General features: G+C 35.1%; 16 protein-coding genes and 1 pseudogene. 16 read left to right on the top strand and 1 reads right to left on the bottom strand.

The annotated features are described in order from the left end of the window. Nucleotides 1-10: 10 nt before the first annotated feature. The 7 genes from ACXACN_RS12025 to wecB all read left to right on the top strand — a co-directional run bounded on the left by ACXACN_RS12025 (nt 11) and on the right by wecB (nt 9,565). Complete coding sequence (locus ACXACN_RS12025; RefSeq protein WP_474964707.1) at nt 11-997, top strand: glycosyltransferase family 4 protein; 987 nt, start codon at nt 11-13, stop codon at nt 995-997. Between the two features lie 52 nt (nt 998-1,049). Beyond that, nucleotides 1,050-3,608 (top strand): heparinase II/III family protein, encoded by a 2,559-nt coding sequence (locus ACXACN_RS12020; protein WP_474964705.1) that lies wholly within the window; start codon nt 1,050-1,052, stop codon nt 3,606-3,608. A gap of 16 nt (nt 3,609-3,624) precedes the next feature. Beyond that, nucleotides 3,625-4,902 carry a nucleotide sugar dehydrogenase gene (locus tag ACXACN_RS12015; protein WP_474964703.1) on the top strand — a complete coding sequence of 426 codons (1,278 nt, stop codon included), beginning with the start codon at nt 3,625-3,627 and terminating at the stop codon, nt 4,900-4,902. Next, nucleotides 4,899-5,702, top strand: coding sequence for an ABC transporter permease (locus ACXACN_RS12010; RefSeq protein WP_474964701.1), 804 nt, complete (start codon nt 4,899-4,901; stop codon nt 5,700-5,702). The genes ACXACN_RS12015 and ACXACN_RS12010 overlap by 4 nt, the downstream gene beginning before the upstream one ends. Nucleotides 5,703-5,844: 142 nt before the next feature. After that, nucleotides 5,845-7,329: an ABC transporter ATP-binding protein gene (locus tag ACXACN_RS12005; RefSeq protein WP_474966863.1), complete on the top strand. Its 1,485-nt coding sequence runs from the start codon at nt 5,845-5,847 to the stop codon at nt 7,327-7,329. A 74-nt stretch (nt 7,330-7,403) separates the two neighbouring features. After that, nucleotides 7,404-8,426, top strand: coding sequence for a serine O-acetyltransferase (locus ACXACN_RS12000; RefSeq protein WP_474964699.1), 1,023 nt, complete (start codon nt 7,404-7,406; stop codon nt 8,424-8,426). Between the two features lie 56 nt (nt 8,427-8,482). Continuing rightward, entirely contained in the window at nt 8,483-9,565 is a 1,083-nt protein-coding gene (gene wecB / locus ACXACN_RS11995; protein ID WP_474966862.1) for a non-hydrolyzing UDP-N-acetylglucosamine 2-epimerase, read from the top strand. 36 nt (nt 9,566-9,601) lie between these two features. On the opposite strand, the gene ACXACN_RS11990 is transcribed toward wecB, so the two are convergent. Continuing rightward, a complete protein-coding gene (locus tag ACXACN_RS11990; protein ID WP_474964698.1) occupies nt 9,602-11,554 on the bottom strand; it encodes an InlB B-repeat-containing protein in 1,953 nt (650 codons plus the stop codon). A gap of 293 nt (nt 11,555-11,847) precedes the next feature. Between ACXACN_RS11990 and ACXACN_RS11985 the strand changes: the two genes are divergently transcribed. The 9 genes and pseudogenes from ACXACN_RS11985 (at nt 11,848) to ACXACN_RS11945 (ending at nt 20,689) form a co-directional block, all read left to right on the top strand. Further along, nucleotides 11,848-12,606, top strand: a complete 759-nt coding sequence (locus ACXACN_RS11985; RefSeq protein WP_474964696.1) for a YveK family protein — start codon at nt 11,848-11,850, stop codon at nt 12,604-12,606. Further along, nucleotides 12,596-13,291, top strand: coding sequence for a CpsD/CapB family tyrosine-protein kinase (locus tag ACXACN_RS11980; RefSeq protein WP_474964695.1), 696 nt, complete (start codon nt 12,596-12,598; stop codon nt 13,289-13,291). The genes ACXACN_RS11985 and ACXACN_RS11980 overlap by 11 nt, the downstream gene beginning before the upstream one ends. Nucleotides 13,292-13,499: 208 nt before the next feature. Then, nucleotides 13,500-14,267: a tyrosine-protein phosphatase gene (locus ACXACN_RS11975; protein ID WP_474964694.1), complete on the top strand. Its 768-nt coding sequence runs from the start codon at nt 13,500-13,502 to the stop codon at nt 14,265-14,267. Nucleotides 14,268-15,081: 814 nt separating this feature from the next. Further along, nucleotides 15,082-15,867: pseudogene (locus tag ACXACN_RS11970) on the top strand (UTP--glucose-1-phosphate uridylyltransferase). A gap of 9 nt (nt 15,868-15,876) precedes the next feature. Next, nucleotides 15,877-16,569 carry a sugar transferase gene (locus tag ACXACN_RS11965; protein ID WP_474964692.1) on the top strand — a complete coding sequence of 231 codons (693 nt, stop codon included), beginning with the start codon at nt 15,877-15,879 and terminating at the stop codon, nt 16,567-16,569. Between the two features lie 18 nt (nt 16,570-16,587). After that, entirely contained in the window at nt 16,588-17,658 is a 1,071-nt protein-coding gene (locus ACXACN_RS11960; protein WP_474964691.1) for a glycosyltransferase family 4 protein, read from the top strand. Further along, the gene (locus ACXACN_RS11955; RefSeq protein WP_474964689.1) at nt 17,655-18,497 is read left to right on the top strand and encodes a glycosyltransferase family 2 protein; all 843 of its coding nucleotides are present in this window, start codon (nt 17,655-17,657) and stop codon (nt 18,495-18,497) included. The genes ACXACN_RS11960 and ACXACN_RS11955 overlap by 4 nt, the downstream gene beginning before the upstream one ends. Beyond that, nucleotides 18,478-19,758, top strand: a complete 1,281-nt coding sequence (locus tag ACXACN_RS11950) for an O-antigen ligase family protein (RefSeq protein ID WP_474964687.1) — start codon at nt 18,478-18,480, stop codon at nt 19,756-19,758. Before ACXACN_RS11955 ends, ACXACN_RS11950 begins: the two co-directional genes overlap by 20 nt. After that, the gene (locus tag ACXACN_RS11945) at nt 19,745-20,689 is read left to right on the top strand and encodes a sulfotransferase (RefSeq protein WP_474964686.1); all 945 of its coding nucleotides are present in this window, start codon (nt 19,745-19,747) and stop codon (nt 20,687-20,689) included. Before ACXACN_RS11950 ends, ACXACN_RS11945 begins: the two co-directional genes overlap by 14 nt. Nucleotides 20,690-20,693: the final 4 nt, after the last annotated feature.

Here is a 20,693-nt window from a genome sequence, read left to right as displayed (position 1 = left end):
TGAATGAACAATGACAAAGATAGTGTTTGCAGGTCATGATCTTAAATTCGCGACTCACATCATTAATCATTTCGAAAAGAAAAGAGATTACGAAGTAAAGATAGATCAATGGACAAGCCATACCGGACATGATGAATCTCATAGTTTGGAATGTTTGGAATGGGCAGATGTCATTGTTTGTGAGTGGGGATTGGGCAATGCTGTGTGGTATTCGAAGAGGAAGAAAACTAATCAAAAACTAATCGTACGTATGCATTTGCAAGAAGTTAAGACAGACTATCCCAACCAATTCGATATGCAGAATATAGATCAAATCATTGCTATATCTCCATATGTATATGAAGAATTTTATCGAACCTTTAAGCTTCCTCGAAATAAGATGACGATGATTTACAATATAGTGGATACGCAAAGTTTTGATAATGAGAAAAAAGAAGAATCGAAATTTAATTTAGGGTTTATCGGTATGACCCCCAAACGTAAGCGGCTGGACAAAGCTGTAGATATCTTGGAGGAATTATGGAACAAGGATTCTAGATATAAGCTCTTTATCAAAGGTAAAAATCCTATGGAATATCCTTGGATCCAAAATAATGAAGAAGAGAAAGAATACTACGATTCTTTGTTTAAAAGGATTGAAGATGCTCCTTGGAAGGATTCGGTAGTATTCGGTGGCTTCGGTAACGATATCCCTGAATGGTTCACTAAGATAAGTTTTATTTTATCTACCAGTGACTTTGAAAGCTTCCACTTGTCTCCGAGTGAAGGAATGGCTTCCGGGGCGCATCCGCTGGTACTGAACTGGGATGGAAGTGAAACCATATATCCGAAAGAGTATATATTTGATAATACAGAGGATACCGTTAAAGAAATACAGCGGATCAATGCTTTGAAATCTGACAAAGAACTACGTCTTCATGCTAAAAATTATGTAAAAGAAAAATTCAGTATAGAGCAAATAACTAACCAATGGGAAAAACTTATTACATCTGTGTAGGTGTTGAAACTTTTTGAGGAAACTTTTGGATGTTAGAAAGGGGAGTGTTTTAATGAAGTTTATGATTCCTGACTCTATGCCTGCAAAGCGTTTGGATACAATTTTGAACGCATTGCCAGGTAGTAGGAATAAAGACCCCCTAAAAACTGCTGATGACATTGTTCAACGAAATGCATATGCGATACCTCCGTTTGGAGTGGTTAAATACAATGAATTGGTCGACTGGCAGGATCGTCGTTCTCGTAGTTTTGAACGACTTATCCACGGCCATACTTTTTTAGGGTGTTTACTGGCTGGCTATGATCATACTTCTGATGAGAAATACCTAAACAAAGCCCGTAAGCTAGTGGCAGATTGGATACAAAAACATAATTATGAGACTCATAGTGAGACCATGGCTTATCACGATGAGACAACAGCGTTGAGACTCCAACATTGGCTTAAGTTATTTATTTATGCTGGAGATAAAATGGAAGATAGTGAAAAAGATATATTGAAGAGTCGAATGTGGAGTACAGCTAAGTTATTAAGCGAGGACAGCTTCCATTCTACAAATACAAACCACGGAATGTTTCAAGACATATCCTTGCTATTGTTTTCTCTATACTTTGAATATGAAAGTCCCGAAGAATGTTTGGTATATAAAGAGTTGTCAATTATGCGATTGGATAATTACTTCAGGTCAGTGTACACAGTAGAAGGTGTTCATAAAGAACACTCTCCTTCTTACCATATGCTGGTCTCTTCCTATATTAAACGTTTAATAAAATGGTTAAGAGAAGTAGAGCCGGAAATGTGTGAAAGGTTTACCTCAATATTCAACCAAACGGAGGACTTCTCTAAGTATATCGTCTATCCCAATGGATACTTCCCCCCTTTATGTGATACAGAACCGAAACCTCTGATCAGTGGAAGTTACCGTTCATTGTATAGCTCACCAGAATATAAGTATTCCATTTCTGGTGGAAAAGAGGGAAGGGCTCCTAAAATAGCTGATAAAGTTTTTCAAGAGTCTGGATATGCGATTTTTAGGAATGATTGGAGATTAAAGGAGAAGGGGACTTATGTACTTTTTTCCGCTGCCTATCATGCTGACTATCATAAGCATAGTGATGACTTGAATGTGTTAATCTATTCTGATGGTGAAATCATTTCTGAAGCTGGTCCTAATGGTTACAACTATCAGGACCCTTTCACGAAATATGCCTATTCATCTCGTGCTCACAACACTTTAATGGTAGATAAAAAAGGATTGCCTAGGACTGATGGTCATTATGATAAAGTCAGATTAACAAGTTATGAAATAAATGAAAGTGCATCCAAAGCCCGTGGGCTAAATGAGAGGTTCAGTGGTGTAACACACCACAGAGAAGTCACTTACAATAAATCCTCCCAGAATGTAAAGGTTCATGATACGGTGAAGTCTCAATCACAACATGAATACAAGTTTTTATGGCACTTAGCAACAGACATTGAGGCTACTGTGCAAAATAACGTTGTCGAGCTATTTAGAAAGAATGAGAAAGTTTGTGAAATTGAATTCACATCTGAATCTTCGTTAACAATAAACAAAGTCCATGGACAGGAAAAGCCGGAAGTTCAAGGATGGAAATTTGCAAAAATGGAGCACAAAGCTCCTGCAACATGCTTAGAAGTTACGATTCAAGGAGATCGTATAGAATATCAAACAGAGTTCAGGCTGAATGATTTCAAGATGGACCACTCAAAATCTTTTGAACCTGTTGAAACTCCAGTAGATTCTCCGCATGAAACAATTAAATACTATTTCGAACCAGCAAAGAAAAGTGAATTAAATGATCAGTTATTAGTTTTGTTCCAAGACAGCCAGGAGAATAACGTTGAAGCAAGTTACATGAATGCTTTTGACCTGGTCAACTGTAACAAAATCTATTTTTTAGGTGACTTTGGAAAATATAATTCCTCGTCTAATAAGATGGACTATAAAACTGAAAGTTATATAAACTCTTTATTATCCTACAAAATGTCGAAATTAAATATTTTGAATAGTAACGTCACTACAGTAGGATTGGATGGCAGCGGATCTCAGGCTCTCTCTTTTGGGATGAAGTATTTCCATGGAAAGGTTATCGCGGAGATAACCAATTTAGAAGATAACTACAATATCAATAATGCTACTAGTGTGGCACCATTAATAAATATTATTACTAATGAAAACAATGATTATGTAAATTCCAATCTTCACCAGGAACTGAAGAAAAATTCATATACGGTGGAGGTAATGACTTCTACTTCAACAAGTAACCAAGATAAATTACTGGATATCCTTGAAAGTTATAAACTTGCTGAATTCAATAATCAAAAGAATATAAAACCTAAGATTAATAAGGTTCAGATTAAAGGGATCAACGGTAACCAATTAAAAGTAAGTTGTGATGCCGAAGGTGAAAACCTTCAATATGCTTACTATGTATATAAAGATGGAGAAGTTATTAATAAACAACCTTATAAGAAAGAACGTAGCACCTTCGATTACATAGTTGAAGGACAAGGGTCTTTTAAAGTAAGGGTATATGTAAAGTCTCGGGGATTAAAGACAGCTAAAAACACAAAAGAGATTCAACTGAATTAGGGAAAGGGAGTTACTTATGAAAATTACAACAATTGGCTTAGGATATATTGGATTACCAACCTCCGTAATGTTTGCAAAATACGGTGTAGAAGTCGTAGGTGTGGATGTGAATCCTACTGTAGTGGATTCTCTAAACAAAGGTCAAATACACATTGAAGAACCAGGATTGCAAGAGGCTCTGACTGAAGTTGTAGATCAAGGCAAATTTAAAGCTTCTTTCACACCGGAAAAATCTGATGCATTTATTATTGCCGTTCCTACTCCGAATAATGAAGATGAACACAAATCTTGTGATTTAACTTATGTGAAAACTGCAGTAAAAAATACTATTCCCTACTTGGATAAAGGAAATGTAGTCATTGTAGAATCTACAATTGCTCCAAGAACAATGGATGATCACGTGAAACCACTTATTGAAGAAGCTGGTTTCATCATTGGTAAAGATATCTACCTTGTGCATTGTCCAGAACGTGTGTTGCCTGGTCAAATTATGCATGAACTTATCTACAACAATCGAATTGTTGGTGGAATTACTCCTGAATGTACGGAAAAAGGGGCAGAAGTTTATGAAACTTTTGTCGAAGGAGAAATTATTAAGACTCAAGCGAAAACAGCAGAGATGTCTAAATTGATGGAAAACACATATAGAGATGTGAACATCGCACTAGCGAATGAACTGACACAGGTTTGTGATGAGCTTGAGATCAATGCTTTAGAAGTTATTTCCATGGCCAATAAACACCCTCGTGTTAATCTGCATACTCCGGGACCTGGTGTGGGTGGACACTGTTTGGCTGTAGACCCATATTTCATAGTTTCCAAAGCGCCTCAAAAAGCTAAATTGATTGAAAAGGCTCGTTCTATTAACGTAGGTATGCCAGAATTTGTTGTCGGAAATGTCCATAAACTGATGAAAAAAGTTAGTGGCACGACTGTAACTGTCTTCGGCTTAGCTTATAAGGGAAATGTTGATGATATCCGAGAAAGCCCTGCAATGGAAATTTACGAGATGCTAAAAGAACAAAGTAATTTTGAAGTAAGAGCCTTTGATCCACATGTAGATCAAGATTTTGTTGAAAAAGATATGGCAACAGCTGTGGAAGATTCAGACCTAGTGTTGGTATTAACAGATCATAACGAATTCAAGCAACTAGACTGGGATTTATTAGCTAAAATGAAGAATACTCAGGTTTTTGATACTAAGAACATCGTAAATAATATTCCTGAAAACGGAAAATATATCAACTTCGGAAACTTATATCAATTCAATAAGAAAGATCTTGTTTTGGCATGACCCCAATTCTGAAGGTATTTAAGGAACAATTTTTAAACCTTCCTTTAATATTCAGGCTTGCTCTTTATGATATAAAAGGCAAGTATCAAATGCACTACTTAGGTATTTCCTGGCAGTTTTTAAACCCCCTTATACAAGTAGGAGTATATTGGTTCGTATTTGGGGTTGGGTTACGCCAAGGAAATGCAATAGAAGGCGCGCCATTTATTGTATATTTGCTATTAGGGCTGATTCCATGGTTTTTTATCAGCCCTGCAATTGTACAAGGATCGAATAGTGTATATGGTAAAGTGAACTTAGTTTCAAAAATGAATTTTCCAGTTAGTGTGTTACCTTCAATTACGATATTAGCTAATATGGTTAATTTCTTGTTTATGTTAGTGGTCCTTATCGTCATATTGTTTGTATATGAAATCAATGCGGGGTTATTCCTTCTTCAATTCCCATACTATCTCCTATGTCTTTTTGCATTTTTATATGCATTTACATTGTTATCGTCAACAATTGCGACGATTATTAGAGATTATCAATTAATCCTGCAATCCTTTATGAGAATGCTTTTCTTCTTAACTCCTATATTTTGGAGTGTTGATAATATACCAGATCGCTTTCAAACACTTATTAAACTGAATCCTTTTGCTTATATCATTGAGGGATTCAGAAACTCCTTCCTGGGAGGGCAGTGGTTTTTTGAGGACTGGAGATACATGTTGTATTTTTGGTCTATTACTATACTGTTTCTTTTTGTTGGTGCCGTTATTTATGAAAACTTTAAAGATAAGTTTGTTGATTACTTATAGCATGGAGGCTTGTTGTTATGAAGCCAGTGGTTAAATTTACGAATGTTTCAAAGGAATTTAGTCTTTTTAAAAAGAAATCAGATCAACTGTTAGAAGTACTCTCTTTTAAGAAAGAAAAAAAAGCTTTGCAGCTTTATCAGATATATCCTTTGAAGTTTATCAAGGTGAAACGATCGGTATCATAGGAATTAATGGCTCTGGAAAATCAACCTTATCAAACCTGCTATCTCAAGTAACTCAACCGTCATCCGGGAAAGTTGAGATTAATGGAGAAACCACATTAGTAGCTATATCTGCAGGGCTCAATAATAGCCTTTCCGGCTTGGAAAATATTGAACTTAAGTGTTTGATGCATGGGATGGATAAAAAGCAAATTGAAAAAATCACACCTGACATCATTGAATTTGCGGATATTGGAGATTTTATTAATCAGCCTATAAAAAACTATTCAAGCGGGATGAAATCCCGCTTAGGTTTTGCTATATCAGTCCATATTGATCCGGATGTGCTGATTATAGATGAAGCACTTTCTGTTGGTGATTCTACATTTCACCAAAAATGTGTGGATAAGTTTAATGAGTTTAAGAAACGCGGGAAAACGATCTTTTTTATTAGCCATTCCCTAAAAGAAGTCAAGTCTATTTCCGATCGAATTATTTGGATGCATTTCGGTCAAATTGAAATGTTCGACGAGAAGGAAAAAACCGGGAGAGAATATAGTTTATTCATCAGACGTTTTAATAAGATGTCTCCTAAAGAAAAGAAAGACTATAAATCTTCCATGTTGAGTACACAAACCAACATCTATAAAACAGGCAAGAGAAATTTTTTGAACAATATAGATGGAAAGAATACAACCTTTTATTTTCAATTGACTCTTTTAACTCTTTGTGTTCTTTTCAGCGCTCTTCTTATGTTTGTCAACAACCCAGTGAGTGCCCTTACTGATAGGATTGATTTTCTTAACGTCAAAGGGAAAGCAGAAGAACATGTGGTAACAGATATAGAAGAACCTAAAGGTGACAGTCAGCAAACGAAAACATGGAATAAAGATGGATTTATTATTGGTAGAAATGCACCGGTCTATAAGGACAAAGCTACAAAAGATCAATACACTACACTCGAGTTTTCAGAAAGAGTTTACGTAAAGCGCAGCATTAATAATCTATATACGATTGAACTGAATGAAAAGGAATTCTATATTTCAGGAGACTACATCGACGTTAATACATTGAAAAAACAAAGTGATATGAAAATCTTTGATATTTCTACAGTATTTCCAGAGATTTTTAAACAGTCATACGAATACTTCTTTGCCTTTCTTAATGCCGATTATAATGAGATATCCTCAAGTTTAAATGGTATGAGTGATGAGAAGGTCGATGCTGATGGAAAGACCACACTTGTCTATGAATCGGATAAAGTTTCGTTCTTACTAAATGAAGAAAATATAGCTGATGGTATTCAAGTGCATGATATAGACGTTTCCCATCCTATGATAGAGGAAATTAAATCAGAGTCTTTCATAGTTTCAAGTGACGAACAGATGTATCAAATGAAACTAAAAGATTATTTGGTTACGGTAGATAGAAAAGATGCTACTCTTACGTTTGAGCTGAATAAATAAATTTCTTAACATTCCTCTCTTCTATAAACATAAACTTTGTAGAGATTATTAAGTTAAGTAGGAAGTGTTTAGTCATGTTCGCTGATGATATAAAAGTATCTATAATAAATTATTTTCAATTACGAGTGGAAGTTAAGTGCGACAATAAAGAACTTTCTTTTGCTTTTTATTTATATAAAGGTAATGAAATACTTGAAAAAACTTCTTATCAAAAAGAAGGGGTACACACCTTTCATTTAGAGGAACCTGGGAATTACTTTGTGCGTGTGTACGCTAAAGACAAAAGTGGAAGTAGATTGGCTGAGAACTCTGAGAGAATTAAATTTACAGGCTTTAGGGAATCACCAAGAAGTCAAAAGGATTCGGTATTTATCTATGGAGTATCAAAAATGTCAGCAGCTGTAAAAATGATTTTACAAAAAAATCATGAAATAAAAGGGTTCGTCAGTAATGATGAAGAGAAGGTAGATGATCTGTTTTTTGGACAGCCCATTCTTCATATTAATAAACTATATGAAATGGATAACTTTTCACTAGTGGTTGTGGACTCTTTCTTTGAAGACAATAAAAATCAAAGGCTGTTTGATGGATGGGATGTCGATTTCTTTCAAAGCAATTTTCTAGGTGATGACTTGGTGACCAAAACGCTGAATGCTTTGTCTTTATTTCAATTATATCAGCTTTCAAGAGAGTGCTATTTGAATGGGTTATTAAAAGGAGCTAAATTCATTCAGAGTTTTAGTCAATTTAAATACAATTCAGTCGTACCATACACAGTCGAGATGGGTGAAAACGTATCTTTCGGATATGGCGGTATTGGTATGGTGATCAATGGGAAAAGCATCATTGGTAATAATGTTAAGATTTCTCAAAACGTAACCATAGGATCTAAAGGGGAAAGACCTGTGATTGGAAATAATGTGTGGATTGGTCCCGGTTCGAAGCTTTTAGGAGGGAAGATTGGCGATAACGTAATTATAGGTGCGAATTCTGTAGTTACAAAAGAGATTCCTAATGGCTGTGTTGTCGCAGGTGTACCCGCTAAAGTAATAAGCGAAGATATTGATAAATATAGTAGTTATTTTAATAATATATAGAAAATGAGTATAGTAAACAAAATATATAAAAGTAGGGGTACGAATTGAAAAAAGTCATGATCGTATTTGGCACAAGGCCAGAAGCCATTAAAATGTGTCCATTAGTAAAAGAATTAGAAACCAGAAAAAATCTAGAAACAACTGTATGTGTCACGGGACAGCATAAAGAAATGCTGCAGCAAGTATTGGATGCATTCGAAGTAGAGCCTGATTACAACTTATCCATTATGAAAGATAAGCAGACATTGTTTGATGTAACTACCAACATTCTGGATAAGATGAAAGCCGTCCTCGAGGAAGTAAAACCAGATGTTGTGTTAGTGCATGGAGATACTTCTACAACTTTCGTAACGTCACTAGCATGCTTCTATCTACAAATCCCTGTTGGGCATGTAGAAGCTGGATTGAGAACGTATGATATTTATTCTCCATATCCTGAAGAGTTTAACAGACAGGCTGTTGGCTTGGTTGCAAAATATAACTTCGCACCGACTGAAATGTCTAAAGAGAACCTTTTGGATGAGAAAAAGGATCAGGAAAGTATTTTTGTAACGGGGAATACAGCGATTGATGCTCTAAAGACAACAGTCAGAGATGATTATGAGCATGAACAAATCTCATGGGCTTCTGATAGCCGTTTGATTATGATTACGGCTCATCGACGGGAAAACCTTGGAGAACCGATGAGAAATATGTTCAAGGCCATTAAACGAATTGTGGATGAAAATGAAGACATTAAAGTTATCTATCCTATCCATATGAATCCTGTGGTTAGGGAAGCGGCTAATGATATTCTTGGGAACCATGATCGTGTAAGAATTATCGAGCCATTGGAAGTATTGGATTTTCATAACTTCCTTTCAAGATCCTATATGATTTTGACAGATAGTGGGGGCATCCAGGAGGAAGCACCGAGTCTCGGTAAACCTGTACTCGTGATGAGAGATACGACGGAGCGCCCGGAAGGGGTGGCTGCAGGTACGTTGAAACTCGTGGGAACGAATGAAGAGAATATTTATAAGAACTTCAAACTCCTTTTAGAAGATGAAGAAGCGTATAAAGCTATGAGTCAGGCCAGTAACCCTTATGGAGATGGTTTGGCGAGTAAGAGAATTGCGGATGTACTAGAAGAAGACTAAATAGAAAGAGCGGGCATATTTGCCCGCTCTTTTCTGTTACTCAGAGATTTTCTCAAATATAGCCGTGACTTGTTTGTTTCCATTCATATTTAGAGAAGTGATCCGGTTATTATTTTGTATGTCGCCACTCCACCCGGCAAATTGCCATCCTTCTGCAGGGAATGCTTCTATTGTGATGGTTTCACCGGCTTTTGCAGTAGTTTTAGAAGGAATGATGCTCCCTTCTCCCTGAACGGAAGTGGAAAGCGTATAGGTTTTAGGTTCAGGCTTTTTCTCGAAATTCGCCTCGATGTTTTTGTTTCCATTCATGGTCACTGTAATGGATGAACTTGAAGAGGAAGAACTTCCACTCCATCCAGTAAATATCCAGCCTTCATTCGGCTGTGCGGTCAACTGCACTTCCGTTCCTTCTTTAAATTGAGAACGAGAAGGATCCTTACTGACATTCCCATTTCCATTCACACCGACGGATAAGTTATAGTACGTTGGCTCCGGTTCTGGTTTAGGTTCAGGATCCGGTGTTGGCTCAGGCTCAGTGGCCGGTGGTGCGTCCTCATCGGATGTATTTGAATCCGTATCTTCATCGTTGATTTCCTCGAAAACCGCTCGAACAGATTTGTCAGAATTCATTTCAAGAATGATGTCACGCTCTGTGTCGGTTATGTCTCCTTCCCATTGAACAAATTCCCAACCGTCTTTTGCCCTTGCTCGTAGGGAGATAGTTTCACCGTCATTATAGGTGGAGGCTAAGGAGTCTCTAATGATCCGGCCTTCCCCTTTGATCGATAAGGATAGACGGTGATCCATTGGTTCAAAGTAGGCAACCACGTTCATTTTATCTTCTACAGTGAGGTGTAAAGGATTGGTGTTTCCTTCAAAATCCCCAGCCCAACCAGTAAACTCCCATCCTTCATCAGGGAAAGCTTCAATAGAAATCTCATCTCCAGTTTTATACCGATCCTTGGTTGGGAAAACGGTTACGGATCCATTACCGATTGTTTCTGGTTGGAAGGATCTTTCTTCTTCATCGGTTTCTTCTCCGATGGTAATAGGAAAAGTTTCTTTATAATCTAAGTATAGAAGCCTTAAGCTGTCTATTCCATTTTCTTCACCTGTTAATTCAATGACATTGTCTTCTTTTTCTGCTATGGAAAACAACTGGTTGGAGGATGACCAAACAGGTTTGAAATCCATTACTTCTCCCGCCTCATCCAATCCTGTGTAGGAGAGGATGATCGTACCTTCAACATCGATGTTTTCAATTTCCTCTGGGTCAATTTTTACTTGATCCAAAACTTGCTCGTCTACTTTAAATTCAACGGTTTCTTCATAGGAGGACCATGACACATAAATGGTTGTCTGCCCTGTTTTTTCTGCAGCGAACATCAGTAGGTTCTCTTCTTTCTCTACAGGGGAGAGCGTACCGATGGATGAGTCATCGATTGTCCATTCTGCTTTTAAGGGGTGTTTTGTTCCTGCAGTATCTTCCCATACTAAAGCGATTTGCCGTTCAAAGCCTTTTTGGACCAGCTGTCGGCTTGTCTCTACGTAAATACTGGCATTCAGCTCGCTCATAGCTGTTTTCACAGATTCTTTTCCGCTGTATCGCATTCCTTTATCCAGTATTTCATACGCTTGTTCTACTTTTTGTTGGTTAAGATAGACTTTCGACAATAAAGTATAGAACTCTCCTTCTTCTGGGATCTCATAGACACCTTCGTTAAGGATTTTAATCGCAGAGTTATAGTCTTCTATTGCTATGTAGGATTGTGCTAATTCCAGACGTGCTTCCTTATGTGATTTATCCAAGGATAGCACTTCGCGATAGAGATCAATGCTTTCCTCATACTTTTCTTCCTCGTAGGCTTCTTTAGCTTCTTCATAGATTTCTTCAATGGTATCGGCTTGCGCGGCGTTCCATGTAAAAGCTGTAATTCCGATAGCAATAAATACACCTGCCAATAAGAACAGGAGGTACTTTTTGTTCATAAATGCATCCATCCTTCTTTTAATATATGAATTTAATTTTATTATACAGGTTCAATCTCAAAAGGAGTGATGATTTTTGAGGAAATCTTCACTCATCTGTAAAAAAACTAGGACTTTAGGTTTGAAATTATTTTCTACTATTTATAATCCTAATTTTCAACCGATGCTTACATAAGCAGATAGTTAAAGGATGTAAACAAATTGAAAATTTTGCAATATCCACTCTTTTATAGAAAAAAGAGTGTGCTATAATGTTCCTATCTGTAATTTCGACAAATATTGGAGGTTTATGAATGGAAGAAACAATTTCCTTGAAAGAGATTTTCGAGGTACTTAAGAAAAGAATCTGGCTCATTATTAGTCTAGCAATAGTTGCGGCGGGAATTAGCGCTGCTTATACGTATTTTCTCGTAACTCCTATGTATCAATCTTCAACCCAGTTCATTGTCAATCAGTCACAGGATGAACAGCAAAATACTCCTTATGACATTAATGACATCCGGACGAATGTGGAATTGATCAACACCTACAATGTCATCATCCAAAGTCCTAGAATTTTAGATGAGGTATCTGAACAGTTAAACCTTGATATGACGGCATCCGAGCTTGCGAATAAGCTTCAAGTCTCAAATGCAAACGAGTCGCAGGTTGTGAATGTAACTGCAACAGATGCTAACCCGATGCGAGCAGCAGACCTTGCCAATACAACGGTCAAAGTGTTCAAAGAAGAAGTTTCTGTACTCATGAATGTCGATAATGTCAACATCCTGTCAGATGCGACAGTCGGTCCTAATCCTGCGCCGGTAAGTCCGAATACTGTACTGAACATAGCTATTGCTCTTGTCGTGGGGCTAATGGTTGGTGTGGGGATCGCCTTCTTACTCGAATACTTAGATAATACAATTAAAACCGAGACAGACATTGAAGAGAATCTTGGCTTGCCTGTTCTTGGGGTGGTTTCTACCATTAAGCCAGAAGATCTACCGAAACCCGGTCGTTCAAGGAAAGGAACAAACGTCACAGAAATGAGAGGTGAGTCTGTTGGGACGTAAGAAGAAACAAGCGGTCAATACTAGAGCGAGGAATATTGTAGCTGGGGAAAATCCAAAGTCTCCAATTGCAGAACAATTTAGAACAATTCGGACAAATCTACAATTTACATCAGTCGATCAGGAACTAAAATCAATGCTCTTTACATCGGCTAGTCCATCCGAAGGAAAATCGATTACGACAGCGAATACTGCTGTTGTTTTTGCACAACAAGGGAAGAAAACATTGTTGGTCGATGCGGATTTGCGTAAGCCGACCATTCACTATACCTTCCGTGTGGGGAATACGAGTGGGCTGAGTAATTACTTAGTCGGAAAAGAGTGGGTGCTCGACTTAGCGAAAGAAACAAATATTGAGAATCTCGATGTGATCACGTGCGGTCCCATCCCACCGAATCCATCCGAGCTACTAGGATCAAAGAAAATGAAACAGTTCATTGAAGAAGCGAGAGAAACATATGATATGATCATTTTTGATACCCCACCTGTCCTTGCGGTGACAGATTCGCAAGTGTTGTCGAATTTTGTTGATGGAGTTTTGCTTGTTGTCCGCAGTAAACAAACAGAAAAAGAAGCGGCTATCAAGGCAAAAGAACAGCTGGAACAGGCACAAGCAAATATATTAGGTGTCGTACTTAATGATCAAGACATAAAATCTAGTAATTATTACTATTATTATGGGCAATAAGAAGAAGGAGAGCGGGTGACGCTCTCCTTTTTATAATTTGAAAGCTATATATAAATGAATTTTTTAAAAAACTTGTCGTTTTTTTAAAAAACTTCCTGTCCCCCCTTCAAAAACTTGTCTTATATTGGTATAATCATGAACAGATTTTACAAAAAAAGAGAGAAAAATATAATCATAGGTATAGAAGTATAGAGGGGAGTTAGGTATTTTGATTGACATCCATAGTCATATTCTTCCAGGCGTTGATGACGGGGCTCAAACTATTGAAGAGAGTATTCAGATGGCAGAAGCAGCAATAAAAGACGGAATAACTCACATTGTAGCGACTCCGCACCATAATAATGGCGCATACAGCAATTACAAAAATAACATTCTGATTCAAGTGGCTGAACTAAACCGAACATTTAAGGAAAGGGGAATTCAACTGGAAGTCCTCCCTGGGCAGGAGACAAGAATATTTGGAGAGATGATTGAAGGATTGAATGTAGATGAAATACTACCAATCAATGTAAAGACGAATTATGTATTCGTAGAATTTCCTTCTAATTCAGTACCGCGCTATTCATCCCAGTTGTTTTTTGATTTACAGGTAGCTGGTTATCAGCCAGTGATTGTACATCCTGAACGTAACAAAGCAATTATAGAAAACCCAGATGTTCTTTATTCTTTTGTAAAGAAGGGTGTGTTCAGTCAGCTTACTGCAGGGAGTGTCTGTGGTAAATTTGGAAAGAAGATAAAGAAATTCTCTGAGCAGTTAATTGATGCCAACCTTGCACACCTCATCGCCAGTGATGCTCATAACACAAATACACGTGGTTTTTGTATGAGTGAGGCTTATGATGAAGTGAGAAAAAACTTTGGTCTTGATATGGTTTATCTGATGTCTGAAAACGCAGAGGACGTCATTGCAGGGCGTGTACTTCAATCAAACCCACCTCATCATGTGAAGAAAAAGAAAGTCTTTGGCTTGTTTTAAACAGTAATGTTTAAGTGAAAGTGGTTTTAGTAGAATTGGGCTAAAGCCGCTTTTTTGTCTATATAGAATAAATGATAACGTTTTTATAAATTTGCATTTACATATTATAAGAAATCATTGTAAATATTCACACAATACCCCTTTTAAGTAAGAGAAGATATTGGTACAATAACCTATGTTACAAAAAAATTACAGCCATTAGTTCGCATTAGTAATTTTAAAAAACATGTAATCATTAATGATGAAAAAAGATTATCGAATACAGTATTAAAGTTTATATATATAGCACATCCATCCTAAGAATAGTTAGCGCTTTTTTTGTGGGAATTAAATAATTGAAGCTTAATGAAGCAAAGAGAACCGTGAAAAATTTGAAAACCACAATTAATCTTGATATTTGAAACTATTTCTCTAATAATGCACCTGTTATAAAAATGTGGTGTTATTATTGAAGACCTCTCTAGAGATTCCCTGTTAAATATATTGTTATACATTAAATTATGAAGTTAAAGGTATTATTCATCTTGCATACAAGAGAAGGTAAGCTTCTTCACCTTAATATGGTACGAGAAAGTAGTATTAGAATTCAAACAGTATTAAGAAATAGTAGATCGGTACCAAACCTTTAACAGTCAAAACGAATGTTCTAAAAGGAATTAGAAATTTCCTAGTGGTACATAAATACACCCTATTTTACTTTCACCATTTAGTCACACATGTATGTATAACCTGAGATATTGGATCAGTAAGAATTGATGATACTTATCAAAAAAGAAAAGTAGAAACTAAGTTGAAAATTTCAGGAGAATAAATTATGACAAGTATTAAAAAAGCTATTATTTCAGTTGCTGTACTAGGAACAAGCTTCCTACCAGCTACAAAAACTAAGCCCAAAGAGATGTTGCCCATTTTGATAAACCAACAATGCAATACAATTTAGTGAAGTGAATGCTTCAGTTATAGAAGAAAGATTGTACTGCTTGATAAAGTAAATGAAATACCTAATTTTGATATTTATTACATAAGACAAAAAGAGCCAAAAGGACTTGTTAATGCGGTTTGGTCTGCAGTAAATTTTATCGGGAATGAGGCCTTTGTAGTTATTCTAGGTGATGACATTGTAGATGGCAAGATGACTTGTCTAAACAAATAATTTACCAATATGAGGAGATGGGTTCATCTGTATTTTAAATTCAACAAGTAGGTGATGACCAGACACACCGTTATGAAAATGTAAATCCATTTTGTGAGTGAAGGTCTTCGATATGAGATTAGTAACATAGTAGAAAAAACAAGTAGCGAACAAACCCTTAAAACTTATCCATTATAGGGGTTATGTTCTAAATCCGGAAATTTTCGCATTCTTAATCCACAGATAACAGGAGCTGGAGAAGAAATTCAATTAACCGACTCTATACAAGAATTAAATGAATTGCAGAAGGTATATGCCTTTGATTTTAAGGGGAAAAGGTATGATGTGGGTGAGAAGTTTGGGATAATTAAAACTACAGACGAGGTCTCTTTAAAGAATGGTAAGAAAGCAGTAAATGTCGAAAAATACCTTGAAGAATTGCTTGTGAAAAACATACTTAAGGGGTGAACAAAACATATGAAGAATTATACTACTGAATTTAAAGCTAATAAACCCGAAAATTACCCAACAAAAAAACATGTTAAAAGAACATTTATTCATTATTTATTTATTAAAAGAATATTGGACATTGCAGGTGCGATTTTTGGGTTGATTATAACGTTACCTCTATTTTTTTTGGTTGGTTTCATGTACTTGTTTGGTGATTCTAAGGGACCCATATTCTTTAATCAGTACAGGTATGGTAAGAATGGAGAGCTTTTTAAGATTTATAAGTTTAGATCTATGGTTGTAAATGCAGATGCTAAGTTAAAGAGTAATAAAGTGCTTTACCAAAAATATATTGCAAATAATTACAAATTAGAACAAGCAGAAGACCCTAGAATAACAAATTTAGGAAGGTTTCTAAGGAAAACAAGTCTAGATGAATTGCCTCAATTGATAAATGTTCTGAAAGGTAACATGAGCTTGGTTGGACCTCGTCCAATTGTAAGAGAGGAGCTAGGAGAATATAAAAATAAAAAAGATGACTTTTTATCTGTCAAGCCAGGATTAACAGGTTTTTGGCAAGTTAGTGGTAGAAGCAATGTTGGTTATCCTGAAAGGGTGGATTTGGAATTACACTACGTTTATAATCAGTCGTTGAAACTTGATTTAATTATATTATATAAGACTATTGTTTCTGTAATTACAAAAAAGGGAGCTTATTGATTCCCCAGGGAGGTTTAAATGAAAATAACCATAGACGCCAGAATGATCAATCATTCCGGGATAGGAACATACTTAAGTAGCATACTAAATGAAATAGTAAGCAAACCCATTAAGGTGTACTTATTGGGGAACGAAGAGGTTTTAAGAAGTTTTAAACAAAAAAATGTTGAAATAATAGATTTTAATTATGATATATATACTGTAAGAGAACAATTAGGATTTTTAACTAAAGCTCCAAAAGATGCTGATCTATTTTGGTCACCGCATTACAATGTTCCGATATTTACTAATTCGAAATTAATTGTGACAATTCATGATGCCTTTCACTTAGCTTATCCCCCTAAAAATTTCATAAAAAAAATTTACCCAAAAATAATGTTTCATTTAATAAGGAAAAAGGCAAGCAAAGTTATCACGGTATCTGAGTTTAGTAAAAAAGAAATTATAAAATTCAGTAAGATAGAAAATGACAAAATAAAAGTTATCTATAATGGGCTGAAAAAGTTAGAAGAATCTACTATAAAACTACCTATATCTTCAGAAAGAGAGTTTCTCTTATATGTTGGTAATATTAAACCTCATAAAAATTTAAAAATACTGTTGAAAGCCTTTAATCTTATTAGAGATAAAGTAAATGTTGATTTAGTTTTAGTCGGTAAAAAGGATGGATTTATTACTACAGATGACGAGGTAATGATGGAAATCGGTGATTTAGTAAGTTTGGGAAGAGTTCATTTCACAGGTGAAGTTAGTGAAGGAGAACTGGGGAATTACTACAAAGAATGTAAATTATTTATTTTTCCATCAAAATATGAAGGGTTTGGACTTCCTCCGCTTGAAGCTATGTCATTTAGCAAGACAGTTGTAGCTTCTGAAATACCTGTACACAGAGAAATATATGGTGACAGTTGTGAATTTTTTCCACCTGATAATCACAAAGTGTTAGGAGAGAAAATATTCAAACTCTTAAATAATGACAAATATAGAAAAAGTTTTGAAGATAAATCTAAAAAACAAGTTAAAAAATATCGTTGGGAAACGTCCGCAAAAGAACATTATTACCTACTAATGAATGAGGGAAAGAAATGAAAGTATCACTAATAACTTGTACTTACCAAAGGTATGAAAAGCTACCTAAACTATTAAGATCATTGTCTCATCAGACATTTAAGAATTTTGAATTAATAATTGTAGATCAGAGTAAGGATAAATCATCATTAAATACAATTGTTGAAAAGTTCTCTCCTTACTTCACAATTAAGTTACTCCATTCTGAACCAGGTTTATCTAAAGCTAGGAACAAAGGATTAAAAGCAGTACAGGGGAACATTATTGGTTTTCCAGATGACGATTGTTGGTATGATAAAACTACTTTGGAAAAAGTAAATGAGTTCTTCACTAATAACCCCACTTATAGTCTTTTAACAGGAGTCCCTATAGATGAAAAAGGTAATACCGTATTAGGAAGGTATGATAAAAAATCTGGGGCTTTAACAAAACGGAATATATGGAAGCGGGCAAATTCTAACACTATCTTCTGTAGAAATAACTTTGATTACAAAGAAACTAGATTTGATGAGTCGCTTGGTGTTGGCTCAGGAACTATCTATGGTGCAGGAGAAGATATAGACTTTCCACTTCAAATGTTAAGGGCAGGTTTTTGTGGGTATTTTTATTCCGATTTTAATATCAAACATCCCAACCCAACAAAAAAGTTTGATAGTGAGGCAATTAAAAGAGGTTTTAATTATGGAGCTGGAATGGGGAAGGTTCTTAAAAAGCATAATTACTCTTTTCTCTTTGTAGTCTATCAATTCTTAAGGCCTTTACTTGGCTGCATTGCATCTATAGTTAGTTGTAAGCTATCAAAAGCTAAATACCATCTAAAAGTTGCAAAGGGTAGATTTTATGGATTCTCTAAACAATAAACCCTTAGGAACAAAAGATATTTGGGCGATAAATATTTGCTTATTTGCATTTACATTCTCACAGTTTTTTGAGTTATCTTTAATCAACACGGCTACAATTGACCTTACTGTTCAACGGCTGGCATGTTTTATCATTTATCCGATAACTATTTTATTATTGGGGAAAATTAGAATTAATTTCATAATAATCATGATTTTTCTCACAGTTTACACAACATTGATATTTGGATACGTTAGAACAGGATTTGAAATGGGTAATTTATTGAATATTTCTTTGAATACTATTATGAATTTATTGACCACCATCGTGTTGATAACAATTCTGAGTTTATCAAAGTATTCATTTAAAGTATTGGCTAAATATTGGGTACTTTTCACTGTATTAACATCAATAGTAGCAATATTGCAAACTTTCGGTTATTTCCCGCTTTTAAATGTTCCTAGTGAACTAAGGGAGTTAAGAGAAACTTCAATTGGATTAACTCGCGGGGTAGGCTTTAAAAATGACCCTAATTTCACAGCTCTAATGTTACTAATAGGAATTGTGTTTCTTATGTTTTATTATGATAAATTAACTAGGACCATTGGACTTTTGGTAGCTTTTGCAGGAATTTTATCAACATTCTCACGAATGGGAATTATTTTGTTCATAATTATTATAATAATATCTACTAGTTTAAAATCAAAAAGGAAAATAATGCCGATTATTTCATCGACATTAATTGTTTCCATATTAGTGTTTCTGGGGCTTATAGTATTACCAGATCAAATAAAAGATTTTATTATAACTAGGTTTTCTGAGTTTGAAAGTATACTGTCGAATATGTTCCATAGTCAAGACCTTCAAGCGAATGTAAGTTCTGGGCAAACAAGATTATTTTTGATATTTGCTTCATTAATAATATTTAAAGAGTACCTATTAACAGGTGTTGGTGCTTACAACTCTAAAGACGTATTCTACCAATATTTCGCTGTTGATAACGTTGCACACAATACTTATTTAGAGTTCTTGGTACTCGGAGGTATTTGGGGGGTTTTATTTATATTAATGTATTTCTTAATTTTTCAGCATACTAAAAGAAAAATTAAGAAAGTATGGAAAGAGAATATCTATCAATCGATTTTGGCCATTACCTTATTACTTATGATGATATATTTCTTTTTAAGCCTTCCATATAATATAATAATTTATCTTCCATTAATATTATTAATATCATTCAAAAATATCACAAGAAAAGGAGATGTATATGAAAAAAATTAAAGTTATATATATAGCAGGGTACGGAAGAAGTGGCAGTACACTAGTTGACCAAATTATTGGCAACCAATTAAACATGTTTTCTGGAGGAGAAATTAGGCACTTTTGGAAAAGAGGATTGATTGAGAATCAACTATGTGGATGTTCTCTACCAATTAATAATTGTCCAGTTTGGACATCGATAATAAGTAAAATCAATAAGAGGACTAAATCCAATGTGAGAAATGTAGAAGTAGCTAAAGAAGTTTTTTCAATTAAGAGAAAAGTAGACCGAGTTAGATATATACCAAATATGTTATTTGGAAGTACTAGAAGTAAGCAATTTAAAGAAAACTACAATATATTCCGTGAATATATAAAAGCGCTATATACCAGTATAGACGACACAATAGAAAATGAATTTATCATTGACTCTTCTAAAGATCCATCATATCTATATCTTTTAAATAGTATGGATTTTATAGACTTACATGTTGTTCATTTAATTAGAGACCCAAGGGCTGTTACCTATTCATGGCAAAGGAAGAAGGTTAGAACTGAAATTCATTGGGAGAAACAAGAAATGCCTCGCTTGAGTATTTTACGAAGTACTTTTGACTGGACTTTCAATAACTTATTGGTAAGTATGCTTCCATTAGGGAAGAATAGAAAGGCTCAACTTAAGTATGAAGACTTTATTGAAAGCCCAAATGAGAGTATTCGCAAAGTGTTTGAAAACTTTAATATCATAGGTGAAAATAAAATTATATCTGACGAGATTGAATTAAACGAGAATCATACTGTATCAGGCAATCCATCAAGATTTAAAAAAGGGAAAGTTGTACTTAAAAATGACTTTGAGTGGAAATATAAAATGAATGTTTTCAAAAGAAGTGTCGTTACATTTATAACAATACCTTTTTTAATAACTTATAAATTTTATAAAAGCAAGTAGGGTA

This window comes from Halobacillus sp. AWM4_238, from assembly GCF_056158265.1.
This window is presented reverse-complemented; position numbering and strand designations above follow the sequence as displayed.

Excerpts from the sequence above, each read along its gene's own strand:
- ACXACN_RS12025 (WP_474964707.1), top strand. The coding sequence starts at position 11 with ATGACAAAGATAGTGTTTGCAGGTCATGATCTTAAATTCGCGACTCAC.
- ACXACN_RS12020 (WP_474964705.1), top strand. The coding sequence starts at position 1,050 with ATGAAGTTTATGATTCCTGACTCTATGCCTGCAAAGCGTTTGGATACA.
- ACXACN_RS12015 (WP_474964703.1), top strand. The coding sequence starts at position 3,625 with ATGAAAATTACAACAATTGGCTTAGGATATATTGGATTACCAACCTCC.
- ACXACN_RS12010 (WP_474964701.1), top strand. The coding sequence starts at position 4,899 with ATGACCCCAATTCTGAAGGTATTTAAGGAACAATTTTTAAACCTTCCT.
- ACXACN_RS12000 (WP_474964699.1), top strand. The coding sequence starts at position 7,404 with ATGTTCGCTGATGATATAAAAGTATCTATAATAAATTATTTTCAATTA.
- wecB (WP_474966862.1), top strand. The coding sequence starts at position 8,483 with ATGATCGTATTTGGCACAAGGCCAGAAGCCATTAAAATGTGTCCATTA.
- ACXACN_RS11990 (WP_474964698.1), bottom strand. The coding sequence starts at position 11,554 with ATGAACAAAAAGTACCTCCTGTTCTTATTGGCAGGTGTATTTATTGCT.
- ACXACN_RS11985 (WP_474964696.1), top strand. The coding sequence starts at position 11,848 with ATGGAAGAAACAATTTCCTTGAAAGAGATTTTCGAGGTACTTAAGAAA.
- ACXACN_RS11965 (WP_474964692.1), top strand. The coding sequence starts at position 15,877 with ATGAAGAATTATACTACTGAATTTAAAGCTAATAAACCCGAAAATTAC.
- ACXACN_RS11960 (WP_474964691.1), top strand. The coding sequence starts at position 16,588 with ATGAAAATAACCATAGACGCCAGAATGATCAATCATTCCGGGATAGGA.
- ACXACN_RS11955 (WP_474964689.1), top strand. The coding sequence starts at position 17,655 with ATGAAAGTATCACTAATAACTTGTACTTACCAAAGGTATGAAAAGCTA.
- ACXACN_RS11950 (WP_474964687.1), top strand. The coding sequence starts at position 18,478 with ATGGATTCTCTAAACAATAAACCCTTAGGAACAAAAGATATTTGGGCG.
- ACXACN_RS11945 (WP_474964686.1), top strand. The coding sequence starts at position 19,745 with ATGAAAAAAATTAAAGTTATATATATAGCAGGGTACGGAAGAAGTGGC.